General features: G+C 42.1%; 15 protein-coding genes. 7 read left to right on the top strand and 8 right to left on the bottom strand.

Features of this window, described 5'->3' with window-relative positions; genetic code table 11:
* Positions 1 to 120: 120 nt before the first annotated feature.
* Both NIES592_RS04715 and NIES592_RS24330 read right to left on the bottom strand, forming a co-directional pair.
* Positions 121 to 984 (bottom strand): cyanophycinase, encoded by an 864-nt coding sequence (locus tag NIES592_RS04715; protein WP_016870214.1) that lies wholly within the window; start codon positions 982 to 984, stop codon positions 121 to 123.
* A gap of 22 nt (positions 985 to 1,006) precedes the next feature.
* The gene (locus NIES592_RS24330; protein ID WP_143168337.1) at positions 1,007 to 1,402 is read right to left on the bottom strand and encodes a hypothetical protein; all 396 of its coding nucleotides are present in this window, start codon (positions 1,400 to 1,402) and stop codon (positions 1,007 to 1,009) included.
* A gap of 670 nt (positions 1,403 to 2,072) precedes the next feature.
* Between NIES592_RS24330 and trmD the strand changes: the two genes are divergently transcribed.
* From trmD to argH, 6 genes are all read left to right on the top strand, one after another.
* Complete coding sequence (trmD, locus tag NIES592_RS04710; protein ID WP_062242930.1) at positions 2,073 to 2,801, top strand: tRNA (guanosine(37)-N1)-methyltransferase TrmD; 729 nt, start codon at positions 2,073 to 2,075, stop codon at positions 2,799 to 2,801.
* Between the two features lie 159 nt (positions 2,802 to 2,960).
* A complete protein-coding gene (ispF, locus tag NIES592_RS04700) occupies positions 2,961 to 3,440 on the top strand; it encodes a 2-C-methyl-D-erythritol 2,4-cyclodiphosphate synthase (RefSeq protein ID WP_062242927.1) in 480 nt (159 codons plus the stop codon).
* 126 nt (positions 3,441 to 3,566) lie between these two features.
* Positions 3,567 to 5,363: an ABC transporter substrate-binding protein gene (locus NIES592_RS04695; protein WP_062242922.1), complete on the top strand. Its 1,797-nt coding sequence runs from the start codon at positions 3,567 to 3,569 to the stop codon at positions 5,361 to 5,363.
* A 195-nt stretch (positions 5,364 to 5,558) separates the two neighbouring features.
* Positions 5,559 to 6,347: a nickel pincer cofactor biosynthesis protein LarB gene (gene larB, locus NIES592_RS04690; protein ID WP_062242919.1), complete on the top strand. Its 789-nt coding sequence runs from the start codon at positions 5,559 to 5,561 to the stop codon at positions 6,345 to 6,347.
* A 299-nt stretch (positions 6,348 to 6,646) separates the two neighbouring features.
* Positions 6,647 to 6,832: a hypothetical protein gene (locus tag NIES592_RS04685; RefSeq protein ID WP_062242916.1), complete on the top strand. Its 186-nt coding sequence runs from the start codon at positions 6,647 to 6,649 to the stop codon at positions 6,830 to 6,832.
* A gap of 162 nt (positions 6,833 to 6,994) precedes the next feature.
* On the top strand, positions 6,995 to 8,395 hold the full coding sequence (gene argH, locus NIES592_RS04680) for an argininosuccinate lyase (RefSeq protein ID WP_073555070.1): 1,401 nt from the start codon (positions 6,995 to 6,997) through the stop codon (positions 8,393 to 8,395).
* A 97-nt stretch (positions 8,396 to 8,492) separates the two neighbouring features.
* On the opposite strand, the gene NIES592_RS04675 is transcribed toward argH, so the two are convergent.
* The 4 genes from NIES592_RS04675 to NIES592_RS04660 all read right to left on the bottom strand — a co-directional run bounded on the left by NIES592_RS04675 (position 8,493) and on the right by NIES592_RS04660 (position 13,759).
* Complete coding sequence (locus tag NIES592_RS04675) at positions 8,493 to 10,142, bottom strand: mechanosensitive ion channel (RefSeq protein ID WP_073555069.1); 1,650 nt, start codon at positions 10,140 to 10,142, stop codon at positions 8,493 to 8,495.
* Between the two features lie 465 nt (positions 10,143 to 10,607).
* Positions 10,608 to 12,281, bottom strand: a complete 1,674-nt coding sequence (nadB, locus tag NIES592_RS04670; RefSeq protein WP_073555068.1) for an L-aspartate oxidase — start codon at positions 12,279 to 12,281, stop codon at positions 10,608 to 10,610.
* Between the two features lie 120 nt (positions 12,282 to 12,401).
* Entirely contained in the window at positions 12,402 to 13,205 is an 804-nt protein-coding gene (gene tatC, locus NIES592_RS04665; protein WP_009455974.1) for a twin-arginine translocase subunit TatC, read from the bottom strand.
* A gap of 203 nt (positions 13,206 to 13,408) precedes the next feature.
* On the bottom strand, positions 13,409 to 13,759 hold the full coding sequence (locus NIES592_RS04660) for a hypothetical protein (RefSeq protein WP_062242904.1): 351 nt from the start codon (positions 13,757 to 13,759) through the stop codon (positions 13,409 to 13,411).
* Between the two features lie 644 nt (positions 13,760 to 14,403).
* On the opposite strand from NIES592_RS04660, the gene NIES592_RS04655 reads away from it, so the two are divergent.
* Positions 14,404 to 15,447 (top strand): DMT family transporter, encoded by a 1,044-nt coding sequence (locus tag NIES592_RS04655; protein WP_073555067.1) that lies wholly within the window; start codon positions 14,404 to 14,406, stop codon positions 15,445 to 15,447.
* A gap of 159 nt (positions 15,448 to 15,606) precedes the next feature.
* On the opposite strand, the gene purU is transcribed toward NIES592_RS04655, so the two are convergent.
* Together purU and NIES592_RS04645 are read right to left on the bottom strand one after the other, a co-directional pair.
* Entirely contained in the window at positions 15,607 to 16,461 is an 855-nt protein-coding gene (gene purU / locus NIES592_RS04650) for a formyltetrahydrofolate deformylase (RefSeq protein WP_062242899.1), read from the bottom strand.
* A gap of 335 nt (positions 16,462 to 16,796) precedes the next feature.
* Positions 16,797 to 17,432, bottom strand: coding sequence for a DUF4340 domain-containing protein (locus NIES592_RS04645; protein ID WP_073555066.1), 636 nt, complete (start codon positions 17,430 to 17,432; stop codon positions 16,797 to 16,799).
* Between the last annotated feature and the right edge of the window lie 62 nt (positions 17,433 to 17,494).

Below are 17,494 nucleotides of genomic sequence, written 5' to 3'. Positions count from 1 at the left end.
TCGACCGCCAAACTGTTCATGGTAAACAGTTTTTTATTCTTACATCGTATTACTCTCATTTTTCTGCTGCAACGTAGAATTGCGCGATCAACTCAGTGTAACTCCAGATACTGAAGTCCGTCAGCTGGAGATGCGGTAGACAGCAGGTAAAACAGTGCGTTGGTAAAGGTGGAAGCGATCGCCATGACTGAGAATGTGCAGGCGCAAATTGTGAAGATTCAAAGGTTCAGTTGCTCCCACATGGGGTTCGTTTGTGTGAGTCACTTCGGTCGGATCTATTATTGTAACCGAACCCTTGCCCAAAACTTGTAACCAACCATCACGTTCAAACAGCGCACAAGTATCTTCATCAATGCCAATCCCCAGACGATCTGGGTGAGAAGCGATCGCACTCATCAAACGTCCCATACGATTACGATTGTTAAAATGTTGGTCTACAATCACCTCAGGGATAAATCCCAAACCAGTAGCCATATCCACCAGGGAACGATTGGGTGACTCACCACTACCACCGCCTGCTATCATGTGATGTCCCATGACAGCCGCGCCGGCGCTAGTACCTGCGAGAGTTAGTTCTCCAGATCTAACTCGCTGCCGGATAATATCCATTGCTGGTGTGTCTGATAAGACGCCACACAATCGCAATTGATCACCTCCTGTTAAAAAAACCCCGGTACAAGCTTCCAGGGACTGTTGGTAATCACGGTATTCACACTGCTCTCTTTCCCGTATGTCCAGAAGCTCAACCTTTTTAGCACCCATATCCTCAAAAATACGGATATAGCGACCACCGATGATAGAGGGTTCACGAGAAGCAGAGGGAATAATTGCTATGTGGGCGTCATTAGCACCAGCACGAGCAAAAAAAGTCCGCAAAATCTCGCGGCCATGGACTTTGTCTTCTGCGCCTCCGATCACCAGAACGGCAGTTTTTGTTGCTTGGGGTGTCCTCATTTCCAGCAATTTAGCTTGTAATTCCGGCATTGTGTTTCTCCTGTCAACAACTTCAGGTGAAAATTACAAGGTCAGCAGCCCAATTATTTTTGCGCCTAAATTGGTAATTGGTAATGGGTAATTGGTAATTGGAATATTGATGTTTTTCTATACCCGATCCCCGATCCCCAATTCCTGTTGCCCCTAATCCCATCCAGGAGCCCCAAGTTCCCCAATCCCCCATATTCCTTGCCGTCACGGTGGCAACAGATTTGCAGTTATAGTTAATAGCATCTTGTTGTAGTGACTGCGATCGCAATACCATGAGCTTGTAGACGCTTTGTCGCGTGTCCCTCGGGTGGTTGTCCATTTGAGTGTCTCCTCGAATTTTGGGAAACACAAACAGATATTGACGCACTTTCTTTTTGAGGCTGGTTCGATGCATCCTGGAAGTTGTTAACCTAGTCATAATAGTGAAGTACCTACCACTAAACGCTTCGCGTTATAGGGGAGGTTTCGCGTCTCATTTGCTGATGCTCTGTTGGGGACATGATTTTAAAGATGTTTGTCTGTGAAGACAATCAGAGCCTTCCTCAGCATCTCTGGCTTTTGTGCCTTTATCTCCTCAAAGGAGAACCCGCGCAGCCACCCTGCTTCCCAAGGCAGTTATTAAGTTAATTTTTCATCTTCCGGCTGATATCCCACTGCTAACTTTGGGTATAGCCCAGGACTTAAGCCGAATTAGTTAAATTTAGATGTGACAATATTTAAACATAAATTAAGTAATTAGAAAAACTTTTATTGACTCATAGAATGCCACTATTTCTAGCACTTATAGATACGACCAACCAAGTTCATATGTGTTACATACAACATCGGCTAGTTTGAAGCCAACGCCAAAAAGCAGCTATGCTGCTATGCTGTAGACGCTCGTTCAGACTATGTATCTGGTGGGTAGGCAAAAAGGAAACACCAAAAGTTTTTGCCTTTGGCAACAATTTTTGGTAATCCTGGCAGAAAGAATTAATCACCATAACATCTACCCATTTTGTGACTTGTTTATTAACTTTCTAATGATTTCTGCCGTACTGTGCTGGACATTCCAAATTTAAGATTAGTGTTCTCCAATACGAAATACTGTGCGCTTTGATATAGTTACGCTATTTCCTGATAGTTTTACCTCTATTTTGAGTTCCGGGCTGATTGGTAAAGCCTTGGCCAAACAGATTGCTCAGGTCAATTTAATAAATCCCCGCGACTTTACTACCGATAAGCATCGTAAAGTCGATGATGAACCCTACGGCGGCGGTGTCGGAATGCTCATGAAACCAGAACCAATTTTTGCCGCCGTTGAATCCCTACCTGTTTTATCCAGAAGAGAGGTGATTCTGATGAGTCCCCAAGGACAAACAATAAATCAACCTCTGTTACGAGAATTAGCAACCAATTATGACCAATTGGTGGTCATTTGTGGTCACTATGAAGGTGTAGATGAGCGAGTACTGCATTTAGTTACCCGTGAAATATCTTTGGGTGATTTTATTCTGACCGGTGGAGAAATTCCAGCAATGGCTTTGATTAATGGTGTAATGCGCCTATTACCAGGAACTGTTGGTAAGGTCGAGTCCCTCAAATCAGAAAGTTTTGAAGAAGGATTATTAGATTATCCCCAATACACCCGTCCAGCAAATTTCCGTGGCTGGAAAGTACCAGATGTACTACTGTCTGGCAATCATACTGAAATTGCTAAGTGGCGATTAGAACAACAAATCAAAAGAACAGGCGATCGCCGTCCTGATTTGCTCAAGGCTTGGCTAAAGGAGAAGGAAGGGAAAGATGGGAAACTCGGTACCTCTGGAGGGGATTAGGGGAGATGGGGAGGTGGGGAGTGTGAGGGGTGTGGGGAGTGTGAGGGGTGTGGGGAGTGTGAGGGGTGTGGGGAGTGTGGGGAGTGTGGGGAGTGGAGGAATAACTACTAACCACTAACTACTAACGACTAAGAATTGACATTTGACACTGGACTAAAAATGAACATTCGGATTGGCAACGGTTATGATATTCATCGACTAGTGAGCGATCGCCCTCTGATTCTTGGCGGTATAAATATTCCTCACTCTCTGGGTTTGCTAGGCCATAGTGATGCTGATGTCCTTACTCACGCGATTATGGATGCTATGCTAGGAGCTTTATCGCTAGGCGATATCGGACATTATTTTCCCCCTAGCGATCCGCAATGGGCAGGTGCTGATAGTTTGGTGTTATTGAGTAAAGTTCACCAACTTATTCGCTCTCAAGGCTGGCAAATAGGCAATATAGACTCGGTGGTAGTAGCAGAACACCCAAAATTAAAACCTCATATTCAAAAGATGAAGGAAAAAATTGCAGGAGTTTTACAATTACAACCAAATCAAGTCGGAATTAAAGCTACTACCAATGAAAAACTAGGTCCTGTTGGTGAAGAACAAGGTATTTGCGCTTATGCAGTGGTTTTACTTTTACAAGGGTAATTTATTCAGTTAAACCCACTCAACCAGGTGAAATAGTTCATAATTATAGTCAGCTTTTAGCTGACTTGAGCTATTAGCGTCAACTTTAGTTGAGAGCAAATAAAAATATTTTGATATTAATAAATGATGAGTTTTGCTAGTATCTTTCCCTCTATTAAGCGTTTTCGCTTATTAATAATTCTGGCTTTAATCACCGCACTGGTAACTGTTGCTTGCAACCCGTCTAATTATCAAACAAAAGCTGCTCAAGTGCCGCAAATGATTGTGGCTGTTTTGGGTGAGCCTTCCACTTTTAACCCAGCCCTAAATGAGTCAGCATACAGTGTCTTTGGACCCCTTTATGACTCATTAATTAACGAAAACCCTCTTACTAATGAGTTAGAACCTGGTTTGGCTGAGTCTTGGCAAGTTCTTGACAATGGACAGCGAGTAGTCATCACTCTCAAAAAAGGACTCAAGTGGTCAGATGGTAAACCAATGACTGCTGATGATATTGTATTTAGCTACAATGACATTTACCTAAACCCCAAAATACCCACGCCGACGAAAGATTCTTTAAGAATTAATGAACGTGGTGATACTCCTAAGGTACGCAAAATAGATGAGCTGAAAGTAGAATTCACTGTACCGGAACCTTTTGCTCCTTTTTTGAGATGGGTAGGTGGTATTACAATTTTGCCTGCTCATGCTCTCAAGGAATCTGTTAATACAACTGATTCTAGTGGTAATCCCAAATTTCTAACAATGTGGACAACAGGCACTGATCCCAAAGAAATTATTGGTAATGGGCCTTATGTTATGGAAACTTATATCCCCAGTCAGCGAGTCATATTCCGACGCAATCCATACTATTGGCGCAAAGATGCTCAAGGCAATCCTCAACCTTACATAGAAAGGTTGATTTTCCAGATAATTGAATCGACTGATAACCAGTTAATCAGTTTCCGCTCCGGACAGTTGGATAATCTCGAAGTTCCTCCAGAAGGTTTTAGTTTATTGAAGCGGGAAGAAAAACGAGCAAAGTTTAAAATTTATAATGGTGGACCAGATACTGGCACTACATTTATTTCTTTTAATCTCAATCAAGCTAAAAATTCTAAGGGTCAGCCTTTTGTAGATCCAATTAAATCTCGTTGGTTTAATAAGAAGGAATTTAGACAAGCAGTAGCCTATGCCATTGACCGCGAAACAATGAAAACAAATGCATTTCGTGGCTTAGGTGAGTTGCAAAATTCCTTTGTTTATGTCAAAAGTCCCTACTTTCTCCCTCCAGAAAAAGGCTTAAAAGTTTACAATTATGATCCAGAAAAAGCCAAGAAATTACTTTTGCAAGCAGGGTTCAAATACAATGGCCAAAATCAGCTAGTAGATGAAGATGGCAATCGAGTGAGATTCACCCTACTGACGAACGCTGAAAGGAAAGTTAGGGGGGATATGGCTGCACAAATTAGGCAGGATTTAGCGAAGATTGGCATTCAAGTTGATTTGCAAATTCTCAGTTTCAACGCTTATCTGGAAAAACTGAAAGTCACTCAAGATTGGGATTGTTATCTTGGTGGTTTTGCTGGTGGTGGTGTTGAACCTCACAGTGCTAGTAATATCTGGAGAATTAACGGTGCGTCCCATGCGTTTAATCTTGGTCCTCAGCCAGGGGATCCACCTATGACTGGTTGGGTAGTTTCTGATTGGGAAAAGGAAATTGACCGTCTTTATATTAAGGGCGCTCAAGAAATAGATGAAAACAAACGCAAGGAAATTTATTACGAGTATCAGCGCATAGCCTCAGAACAATTACCATTTATTCACTTGGTAGAAAGATTAGATTTGCAGGCCGTACGCGATCGCTTCCAAGGTATCAAGTATACTGCTCTTGGTGGCCCGTTCTGGAATCTTTATGAGTTAAAAATTGCTGAAGATAATTAGAATTAAGGTGGGGAGGTGGGGTGATGGGGGGAGTGTGTAGACGAGGCAGTGCGGTGGACGGGTTTCCCGGCATAAAGCACCTGCCGTGCGCTTTGCGCGGCTTCCCGTAGGGTGGAGTGTGGGGAGTGGAAAATAACTACTAACCACTAACCACTAACCACTAACTACTAACCACTAACCACTAACCAACAACCAATGACAAATGAGGAAAATTTGCGATCGCTCCTTGAAGCTGTTGCCAATGGTAATGTTTCCCTGGATGTCGCCCTGGATGAACTCAAATATTTAGCTTATGAACCTGTGGGTGAATTTGCCAAAATTGACAATCATCGCACCATCAGAACTGGTTTTCCGGAGGTGATTTGGGGCCCTGGTAAAACCCCCTGTCAAATTGCTCAAATTATGGAGACAATGCGTCTACGTAATCCTGTAGTTATGGCAACTCGCATTGTACCGGAGATTTATGCAGCACTGCAACCCAAGGTGAGGGATTTACGATACTACGAATCAGCAAGAATTTGTGCGATCGCTCCTCCCAATCTTCAACCACGTTATCCTGGTACAATTGGCATTATTTCTGCTGGTACAGCCGATTTACCTGTAGCTGAAGAAGCCGCTGTCACCGCAGAACTTTCTGGCTTTCGTATCCAGCGCCTCTGGGATGTGGGAGTCGCCGGCATTCACCGCTTGCTGAGTAACCGCCACGTGATTGCAAATGCCTCTGTGTTGATTGTCGTTGCAGGTATGGAGGGTGCTTTACCCAGTGTAGTAGCAGGTTTAGCAGACTGTCCGGTGATTGCTGTTCCTACTAGCATTGGTTACGGTGCAAGTTTCGGAGGTTTAGCACCTCTATTGACAATGCTCAACTCTTGTGCATCTGGAGTTGGTGTAGTCAATATTGATAATGGCTTTGGCGCAGCAGTGTTAGCAGGAAAAATTTTGCGAACAGCCGAGAAATTGCGGATGGCATCATCTGATTCTTGAGTTATTACGGTGATGTTACTTTTACATTAGTGAAAAACATCACTCAGAAATGAAACTTTGGATTGCGTTGGCTGCCTTTGCTTTAAGCTTTTGGCTAATGATCAGTATCTCGATGTAATTAGAGGGAAAGGGCAAAGATGTAATACCATTTTTGATTTTGGATTGGAAAGTGGAGAACTCGGATCCCTAAAAAGGATTAGGAGAAACGGTGATCAGGGATTGGTGAAAAGTTCTTCCTTGTCCCCCTTTAACCCTTATTCAAGAATAAATTTGAACAAATTCAATTACTTAGTAATTCGATGTCTCAGTTAATTTGGCATTTACCGGAAAGTTTGAATATCCTAGCTCAAAACATCACTGATCCAAATCTTATTGGTCAGATGCAAAAAGCCTTTACGCATTTTGTTCAATCAGGCCAAGCCTGGGCGCTCTTGATTGGATTGGCAATTGGTTATATGATTCGGAATCTGACAAGTTTTGGTTAGTGGTTGTTTGTTGTTTGTTGGTTGTTGGTTGTTAGTGGTTAGTGGATAGTGGTTAGTGGTTATTTGTTATTCCTCTACTCCTCACACTCCCCACACTCCCCACACTCCCCACCTCCCTTGTCCCCCTTCCAATCCCCAGTCCCCGATCCCCAGCCTCTGAACATGACTCAACAGCAAACTTGGAGCCAGCGATTTGAATCAGCCTTGCATCCTGCGATCGCTCGTTTTAATGCAAGTATTAGTTTTGACATTGAGTTAATAGAATATGATTTGACTGGCTCTGTTGCTCATGCTCAGATGCTAACTAAATGTGGGATCATTTCTCCTGAAGAAGGAGAACAATTAGTTGCTGGTTTAGAACAAATCCGGCAAGAATATCGCCAAGGCAAGTTTAACCCCGGTATAGAAGCAGAAGACGTACACTTTGCTGTTGAGCATCGCCTTGTGGAAATTATTGGGAATGTGGGTAAAAAATTACACACAGGGCGTTCCCGCAACGACCAAGTAGGAACAGATACGAGATTGTATCTACGTGATCAGATCCAACAAATTCGTCAGCAACTGCGAGAATTCCAAAGTGTCCTGTTAGATATTGCTGATAATCACGTTGAAACTTTAATACCTGGTTACACCCACTTGCAACGCGCCCAACCCTTGAGTTTAGCTCACCACTTGTTGGCATACTTTCAAATGGCACAACGAGACTGGGAACGCTTGGGAGATGTTTGGAAGCGAGTGAATATTTCACCTTTGGGCTGTGGTGCTTTGGCTGGAACAACTTTCCCAATTGACCGCCATTACACAGCCCAACTATTGCATTTTGATAGTGTTTATGCTAACAGTCTGGATGGGGTGAGCGATCGCGATTTTGTGATCGAATTTTTGTGTGCTGTCAGCTTAATTATGGTTCATTTGAGCCGACTTTCAGAAGAAATCATTCTTTGGGCGTCTGAAGAATTTGGTTTTGTCACCCTGAAAGATAGCTGTGCAACTGGTTCCAGCATCATGCCTCAAAAGAAAAACCCTGATGTCCCAGAATTAGTGCGGGGAAAAACTGGGCGTGTCTTCGGTCATCTCCAAGCTTTGTTAGTAATTATGAAGGGACTGCCCTTGGCATATAACAAAGATCTACAAGAAGACAAAGAAGCTTTATTTGATAGTGTTAAAACCGTCAAAGCATGTCTAGAAGCAATGACAATTTTGCTACGGGAGGGTCTGGAATTTCGTACCCAGCGCCTAGCACAAGCAGTATGTGAAGACTTTTCCAATGCTACCGATGTAGCCGATTATCTAGCAGCACGAGGTGTACCATTTCGAGAAGCATACAACCTTGTGGGTAAAGTAGTAAAAACTAGCATTGCTGCTGGCAAACTCCTGAAAGATTTAACCTTGGAAGAGTGGAAACAACTTCATCCAGCATTTGCAGCCGACATTTACGAAGCAATATCTCCTCAGCAAGTAGTTGCTGCTCGTAATAGCTACGGTGGTACAGGTTTTGAGCAAGTGAAAATAGCATTATTGAATGCCCGTACTCAAATTGAGATTAATTCACCAACAGAATAAACCGAGTTTTTGTGGTAACAAAAACCCGGTTTATAACTTCAAGCTGTAATACTAAATTAGTGTTTTGGATTTTTTGGTGACGTGCTTGTAAGCTCCATTAACCTCTATTTTTGAAAGATTCCAACCATTGTTGGACTTGTTCTCTGGCGATATCGCGAGATCCTAAACCAAAAGCAAGAGCGATCGCCACTGCGATCGCACCCAATAGCAAGCCAAAGGCAAGATTGACAATATCGGGTGCAACACCGATTTGTTGTAACGCCATGGCGGCGACTAGGGTAATGATTGCTATCCGTGTCACCTGACCTAAAATTCTAGCTTGGGGATTACCAGAACTAGTAATAATGTTGAAAGCTAGATTGGCTAGATATAAACCGATCGCAAATATAATCACTCCAGCCAAGATGCGTCCGAGTACGACAACAACACCAGTTACTAGCATTGTTAGGGCAGGGATATTAAGGATATTGACTGCTGCCACAGTCGCAAACAACATAATCCCAACTAATACAATAATGCCCGCAATTTCCGAGGGGGTGCGGCTGGGGGGGGTGGGTACTGTTGGTTCTTCTGCGGGAATCACAATCCGTCTTGGGGGTGGTGATATACCCAACACGGACAAAATATTGTTAAAACCTATACTGGTCAAAATGTTAGTGACTAAATCTGCCACAAACCGCCCCAAGAAATAGGCAAGAATTAAAATGGCGATCGCTGTGAAGATGGCGGGAAGCACATTGAGAACTTGTTGCAACATCGCGATTGCCGGCACTGAAATCGCTGCTATTTGTAGAGTATTCAAAGCTGCGATCGCTACAGGAATCAAAATTAGAACATAAACAATTGTGCCAATGATTCTGGAAAGAGGTTGAGTTCCCTCAGTGCGTGATAATCCTAATCGAGTTCCCAAATTGTCAATTCCTGTTGCTGCTAGTAAATTAGTGACAATCCGTTGAACAATAGTTGCTATGAACCAACCGACAACACCAATAATGATTGCTCCAAGGACGTTCGGTAGAATTGCCAAAATCTCTGTTACCAGTGTTTCTACTGGTTGTAGTGCCCGTTGTAACCCCAGAGTATCTAGTATTGGTATCAAAAATAGTAAAAAGATGAACCAATACAGAGCATTACCAATGGTATTACTCAGAGGCAATTGATTTTGAGTAGTACCGCCATCTTCTGGTGGACTTAAACGTTCGTCTATTCTTAACGCCTGCAATCCTCTGATTGTGATTAGCTTGACAACAGTGGCTACTAACCAAGCAACTCCTGCAAAAATCAGCGCACCCACCAATCTAGGTAAAAAGTCGCCAATTTGATTGAGAAAAGTATTCAGTGGTTGTGAAGCAACCCTTAATTCCAGTGTGTCTAGAACGGCAACTAAGGTCAGTAGTAGAATGCCCCAAAACACCAAATTGGAAATCAATGTTTCGACTTTGGGAAGTTGGTTGTCTTCACGTCCAACTACACCTGCGGCGATGCGGTTATCTATTTGGGTGCGATTGAGAATTCCTCGTGTGACAGCAGCAACACTAGCAGCAATCAACCAGCCAGCTAACAAAATTAATACTGCTCCCAGCAATCGAGGCAGAAATGCACCTATCTGTTGGAAAGAGTTTTGCACATAGGTGTTGAATCCAGTCTCTTGCGGTGGTAATGTGGGCGATTGTGCTAAAAATTTTTCTACCCTAATCCACAAATCGACTGCCATTACTTGGGTTATATTTTGCCAAGTTGTATTCATGGTTTTTCGGTATTTAAATTGAAGTTAAATCGCAGAAAACACTCTAGATGCTTTTGATGTAGATTGCCCTGGACAATTCCACATGCCAATAACTTTATAGTGTTTTACGTTTGAATTTAAATTTTAATTTTACAGGCAATTGATCTCAAACATTCTTTGTGAGAATTTTTTAATTTTTTATTGAAAAAGCAAACTATAACATCTATCTATTAGTAGTTGACTAGTATTGACAAATACAATTATTTTTTATTAGACCATCATGTAATTAATCATTAGTCAAAAATTAATAGTTAATTGTTAGCGATTAATAGTTATATAGTTAGTAATTTATTTATTATTGACTCCCGATTGACCCTAATCCTTATTCTTGCAGCCGTGGGGATTAGGGACAGTGTAAGGCGTGAGCATTGTGCATGGTTAACAACAATAAACAACCACTAACCACTAACAGTAAATAACCAAAACCTATGTCAATACAGGTGCTTTCCACCAATTGTAATACTGTACCAGTGTATGAACTTGCCAATTAGGATCTGATTGGGGATAATCTAGGCGATAGTGTCCCCCCCTGCTTTCTTTTCTAAAAGCAGCACTGGTGAGGATTAAATAAGCTACATCCAATAAATTGTGAGTTTCTGCCCACAGTCTCAATTGTCGTTCTGCATCTGGCAATTTGAAACTAACGCTTTGTTTGGGGGGTAAACAAAGCAAAAATTGGCTTAGTTGCAAATCAGCAAAATCTTGCTGCCAAGATTTGACGGTGGCGATCGCGATTTCTAAGCCTGACTGTTCTCGACAGATACCAGCATATTGCCACACTAAACGGGGAATTTTTTGGCGCAAATCTTCTAAATATGCTCGTTGTTTGTGCCAATTATCTAAATCTGTAACAAATTCCCACACTGTTGGAAGCGGTTCTTCACTTACTGATTCACTCTTTAGCTCCAGATGGGCCATCTGCGCGCCAAAAACAATACATTCTAATAAAGAATTACTAGCAAGGCGATTAGCACCATGTACTCCAGTACTTGCAGTTTCTCCGACAGCGTATAAACCGGGAATGTTGGTGCGATTCATCATATCTGTGAGAATACCACCCATCCAGTAATGAGCAGCAGGAGCGACGGGAATTGGTTCGGAAAAAACATCGATACCCCAGCGTTGACAAACATGAATGATGTTAGGGAAGCGGTGACGAATTTTGTCAGCAGGAATAGGGCGCATATCTAACCACACGTGGGCGGTGGCGGGGTCAGCAGTGGTTTTTTGTAAGTGACTAAAAATTGCCCGACTCACGATATCTCTGGGGGCGAGTTCACCAGCCGGATGATAATCAAAAGCAAAACGCCGCCCTTGATCATCTATTAGATGCGCTCCCTCACCACGTACAGCTTCACTAATTAAAAAGCGTTCCGCCCCTGGTTTTGTCAAAGCAGTAGGGTGGAATTGTACAAATTCTAAATCTCTGAGAATTGCTCCAGCACGAGCTGCGATCGCTACTCCATCTCCGGTACTCACAGCTGGGTTAGTGGTTTGAGCAAATACCTGACCACCACCACCTGTTGCTAGCACCACTGCACCAGCTTTTACCCATATAATTTCACCTTGATAAAACAAGCTAATCCCCTGACAGGTTTGGGTTTGAGGATCTATCCACAAACTCAATGCCAAAGCTTGCTGAATGACTTGAATATTTTTCCGTTGCAGTACCTGTGCAGTCAGAGTGGTGATTACTTCTCTACCTGTAGTATCAGCAGCGTGAAGAACCCGGTGTTTAGAGTGGGCGGCTTCTAAAGTTAAAGCTAAATGATTGTCGTGACGATCAAAAGCAACCCCAAGCTCTACCAGAGATTTAATGCAGTCTGGGGCATGTTCGGCAAGGAATTCGACTGCGGGGCGATCGCACAAACCTGCACCTGCTTTGATTGTATCCTCAATGTGCAACCGTGGTGAATCATCAGGAGCGATCGCAGCAGCAATACCACCCTGCGCCCAATCACTAGCAGACAAGGTTAAAGTTTCTTTGGTAATCAGACCAACTCGTAAGGACTGTGGTAAACAAAGCGCCGTATACAGTCCAGCAGCACCAGCGCCGACTACTAAAACATCAAATTGGTTAAAAATGTCTATCTGCAACAAGGTAGGGGGAGTGGGGGAGTGCGGGGAGTGTGGGGAGTGTGGGGAGTGTGGGGAGTGTGGGGAGTGGGGGAGAGATATTTATCCGTGTCTCCCTTGTCTCCCTTGTTCTCCGTGTGTCTTCTATTTACCTATGAGCTTAACCAGCCCAATTCCGCTAAAATACAGCCCTAGTACGGCTCCCGCTAGGAGAGTTTGGGTAAGGGGGTCTGTAGAAGGCGTTATGACGGCTCCTAGAACTACTGCACCTAAAATTACATAACGCCAGCCAGACAGCATTTGTTTTGACGAGACAATTCCCAAACTACCGAGTAAAAGTTGGATAATCGGTACTTGGAATGCTAACCCCGTACTGAATAATAACAACAGGACAAATTCAAAATATTTGTCAATTGACCATAGTTGTTCTACGACATCTGCACCGTAGCTAATAAAGAATTTTAAAGCAGCTGGAATCAGTAGGGAATAAGCAAATACTAAACCTACTGCAAACAGCACTGTTGATCCTAGAACTATAGGAGCTAATAAGCGGCGTTCACGGCGAGTTAAGCCTGGCAGTACAAACTGGACGATTTGGTACAGTATGAAGGGACTAGCGAGGAGCAAACCACTATAGCCTGCGACTTTCAGAGATACAAAAAAGTATTCTCCGGGTGCAAGCTGGAGAAATTTGACTCCTTTGGCTGGCACTTCCAACAACTGAACTATAGGCTTGACAGCAAAAAAACAGCCAACCACACTTACTGCTACTGCAATCAGCGCATAAAAAATCCGCAGTCGCAACTCCTCTAGATGCTCAAAAAGGGTCATTTCGACCTCTCCTGGCAATTCATCCAAAGGATCGGTTTCTTTTTGCTCATCGGTTTCAAAGTCAACACTGGGAGTAGTGTGAGCAGTTACAGTGTTTGCGTCTTGTAAAGGCGTCATGGGTCAGCTAGCGAGCATCATTTGTTAACTATTTTATCTGGGGTCGCCGCTACCCGGATCTCGGACTTCTCGTAGAAGTTGAGAATTTATATATCATGCTCACTCATATACTTATGCTGTCGCGTAGGCTGGTAATTGGTAATGGGAAAATCTCCTCCCCAATGACCGATGCCCAATACCCAATAACGAAGCTTTACATCTAGCTATAAATTTACACCTAATAGATATTCCAATTCTTTCTTTAACGCTTTAATATCTGCAATTCTTGCTACTAGTAAGTTATCCCTGCCAGCATCTATTAAACGTGCTTTCCAATAACGAATACTATCGGAATTCTGCATCCAAAAATTAATCACTGTACCTACAACTTCATCTTTGTCCCAATTCCATTTTTGCGGTACTGGCTCCACGGATTCTAGCAGCGCGTCTAATGTACATGTGTGTGTTGCGATATATTCCACACCTTGGTGTTGTGGTTTGTGCAAATTTTGTTGTTGGTGATTAAAAAATTGTAAAACTTGAGATACTCCAACAATATCAAAAGTATATTTCATTGCTGTTACCCCAATATCAATCTTTTTAAACTAAATATATCTGCAACTGGATTGAAAATGCATCTGAAAAAAGTGTTATCACACCTTATGTCATAGGTAGTAAAACACTCAATGAGTTAGCACTTTTATATCTTGAGTGCTAAATTTGAACCAGCAAAAAATTAGCAGTAACGTGCATTGAGTGCTAAAGTTTATAAGAGTATTTTTCTTAAAATATGAAAAATCTTGAGTGTTTGCAAAGGGGTAAATATTATTTTTAATATTTTTTTAAATTTGTCATTAACTGGCTTCGGTGGAAGGCAGATATTAAAAAATTTCACAGCGATGAATGAAAAACCTCACCCCTTCCCCTTTGGTGAATCCGTGGAGAGGGGTGTCCTCTGTTGACAGGGTGAGGTTACTTTCAAGTCAGAAGATTTTAGAAAAACTTCTGCGCACTACTGTTAGATACAAGCCGCTAAATTTATGATACCTTTGGTCAATTCCTATAGAGTTTAGACCCTCGATGTAAAACCTTTGGCTTTGCGGTATTATCCCGCCCTACAATAAATTGCGGGTAACAGCTCAAGTACTTTGAAACGCACTCTCGTCAAGACCGATGATAAAGCTCGGGGTGAAATTTTCAAGTCAGCATTATCTAATTTATGGGATTTCCTTATCACTTGTGCCTTTTGCCTTTTGCCTTCTTCATGAGTTTTCAAGGTGAAATAGCAGCTTTGTCTGCTGCTTGTTTGTGGGCGATCGCATCTGTGGTGTATGGTCGTTTGGGTGAACGTATCCCGCCTCTGCAACTCAACTTAATGAAAGGCATAGTTGCGATCGCTCTGCTTTTACTCACCATCGTACTGAGTAGCGAATTATTTCCTAGTATCGCCCCGATTCCCCTTTCTCTAATTCTCCTCAGTGGTGTAGTGGGTATTGGTTTTGGTGATACAGTCTTCTTTGCTTCAATCAATAGTTTAGGAGCGCGACGCGCTTTACTGATGGGAACCTTAGCCCCACCCATGACAGCTATTGGTGCAATGATTTTTCTCCAAGAACAGCTAAATCTAAGTGCTTGGTGTGGGATTTTACTGACGATTTTAGGAGTTGCTTGGGTAGTGACAGAACGAACTCCTGAAGGTAGGGGGACGCGGGGAGAGGGGAGACAGGGAGGACAGGGGGGACTGTCTTCTCGTGCTACAACAAATTTATGGCGGGGAATAGGGTTTGGAGTATTGGCAGCAATTGCTAATGCTGTGGGGGCTTTGTTTTCGCGTGCAGCATTTGCACAATCTGTTATGAATCCTTTGTGGGCAGCTTTGTTGCGATTGAGTGCTGGTGTGCTGATTTTGCTAATTTTTACCTTTTCCAAATCTATATTAAAATCACTGCTATACAGGCAAAGCCTACGGAGGCAAGTTTTAGAGTCTCCATCAGAAAACTTATTTAGTATAGCCGAGGCTAGGCAATCACGAGTCTTAGCAGCAATTATTTTTGCAGCTTTTTGCGGAACTTACTTAGGAATTTGGTTACAGCAGATAGCTTTAAAATTTACTGTTGCGGGAGTTGCTTCTACCTTGCTGCAAACTAGTCCGGTGTTTATTATTCCTATTGGAATGTGGCTAGGTGAGAAAGTTACTTGGAGAGCGATCGCAGGTGTGATCATAGCGATCGCGGGAGTTGGATTATTGTTTTATCTGAAGTAGGCGTCAAAAATCTTTGTGTCTTGGAGTCTTAGTGGTTAAAATGTTTACCACCAAGGCACTAAGACACCAAGTATTTTCAACTCAGCTATTTATGAGAAAATTTTACAACTTCCCCTTTTCTCCAGAGGGAACCCTACTTTACCTGATCTCTGTTCCCTTTCATTCAAATACTACTGTGCGGTTGCCGTAGACCAACACACGATTTTGTAAATGCGATCGCACTGCTCTTGCTAGGACAATTCTTTCTAAATCCTTGCCTTTTCTAATCAAATCTTCGACTTCATCGCGGTGACTAACCCGCACGACATCTTGTTCAATAATTGGTCCTGCATCTAAATCAGAAGTCACATAATGAGCTGTCGCACCAATAATTTTTACACCTCGTTCAAAAGCTTTTTGGTAAGGATTTGCACCTACAAAAGCTGGTAAAAAAGAGTGGTGAATATTAATAATTTGTGGAAATTTAGCAATAAAATCAGCGCTGAGAATTTGCATATATTTTGCCAATACAACTAAATCAATTTTGTACTGACGCAGTAATTCTAGTTGTTTAACTTCTTGTTCTAATTTATTATCTTTATTTACAGGAATATGATGATAGTCAATACAAAATTGCTCCGCGACTTCCTGAAGTTGAAGATGATTGCTAATAATCAAGGGAATTTCCGCAGTAAATTCTTTCGCACGATGTCGCCAAATTAAGTCAAACAGACAATGGTCTTGCTTACTAACCCAAATAGCAATGCGGGGAACAGTATCAGAAAAGTGCAGTTCCCATTTAGCATTCAATGGTTGAGCGATCGCATTAAATGCTGGTGCAATAAACTCCCGCGGTAAGTTAAATCCTGCTAATTGCCACTCTAGGCGTGTAAGAAATAACCCGGCTGCAAAGTCTGTATGTTGATCTGCATGGATAATATTACCACCATTAGCGTAGATAAAATTGGCGAATTTAGCTACAAGCCCCTGTTGATCGGGACAGGAAATTAATAACGTTGCTGTCGGACTTGACATAGTAATTTTAACTACGGCGAAAATAAAGTTTTGAAAAATCGAACACCGATGAACACAGATGTAGACGCGTAGCGGCTTCCGTAAGGTACACGGATAAATTATCGGTGTGTATCGGTGTGTATCTGTGTTCGTTTACCTCAAAATACGGGGTTTAGGTAAAATATCTCTCAAATTGTTATTCCTCGGTTGACTCTAGTTTTGAAAAATCGAACACCGATGAACACAGATGTAGACGCGTAGCGGCTTCCGTAAGGCACACGGATAAATTATCGGTGTGTATCGGTGTGTATCTGTGTTCGTTTACCTCAAAATACGGGGTTTAGGTAAAATATCTCTCAAATTTTAAATTTTTTTTTCTTTGACGGAGTGGGTAAATTCAAACTTGGCAACAGTGTACTTTCACTCTTATTTGGAATTTCTTTCCATTCTGATAATTCTCGATTCACTGCATTTCCAAAATCTGTAGATACTAGTAGCACGTCTACATTACCATTTGATTGAGAATTTGGATCGGCTTGAGCATATAAAAAACGACGATTAAAATCAGATTTACCCAAAACCAACTGGTGGTTTTGTTGATTTTTGAGTTTAATATCGATAGTTGCTTGAGGTGCAGTTAAGCCAAATTCTCGTAATTGATTAACAGATGTTGATATAGTGCGATCGCTTTCACCTTTAACCAATAAATCCATTAAATAAGAAACTATAGCGTCATTTGCTGGCACTTGTTGGGGAGATGTCATCCGCCACTTTGGGCGTTCAGAATTATTGTTGCGTTCTAAAATAATAGTGGCATTTTTAGTCTTTACTGCTAAAGACTGTACATCCTCCTCCTCAAAAGAGAAAATTTGCTGCTTTTTGTTTTTGACTTCCTCTTGCTGAGTTTTCCAATAAAATTCATGAAAGTAAACAAAACCACCTAAACCCAGCATTAGCAGTATCAAAATTAAAGTTGTTCGCTGTAATTTCATTTTTTAGTCATTTGTCATTTGTTATTTGTCATTGGTAGTTGTACAGACGTGCCATAGCACGT

This window comes from Fischerella major NIES-592, assembly GCF_001904645.1.
Classification (GTDB): domain Bacteria; phylum Cyanobacteriota; class Cyanobacteriia; order Cyanobacteriales; family Nostocaceae; genus Fischerella; species Fischerella thermalis.
This window is presented reverse-complemented; position numbering and strand designations above follow the sequence as displayed.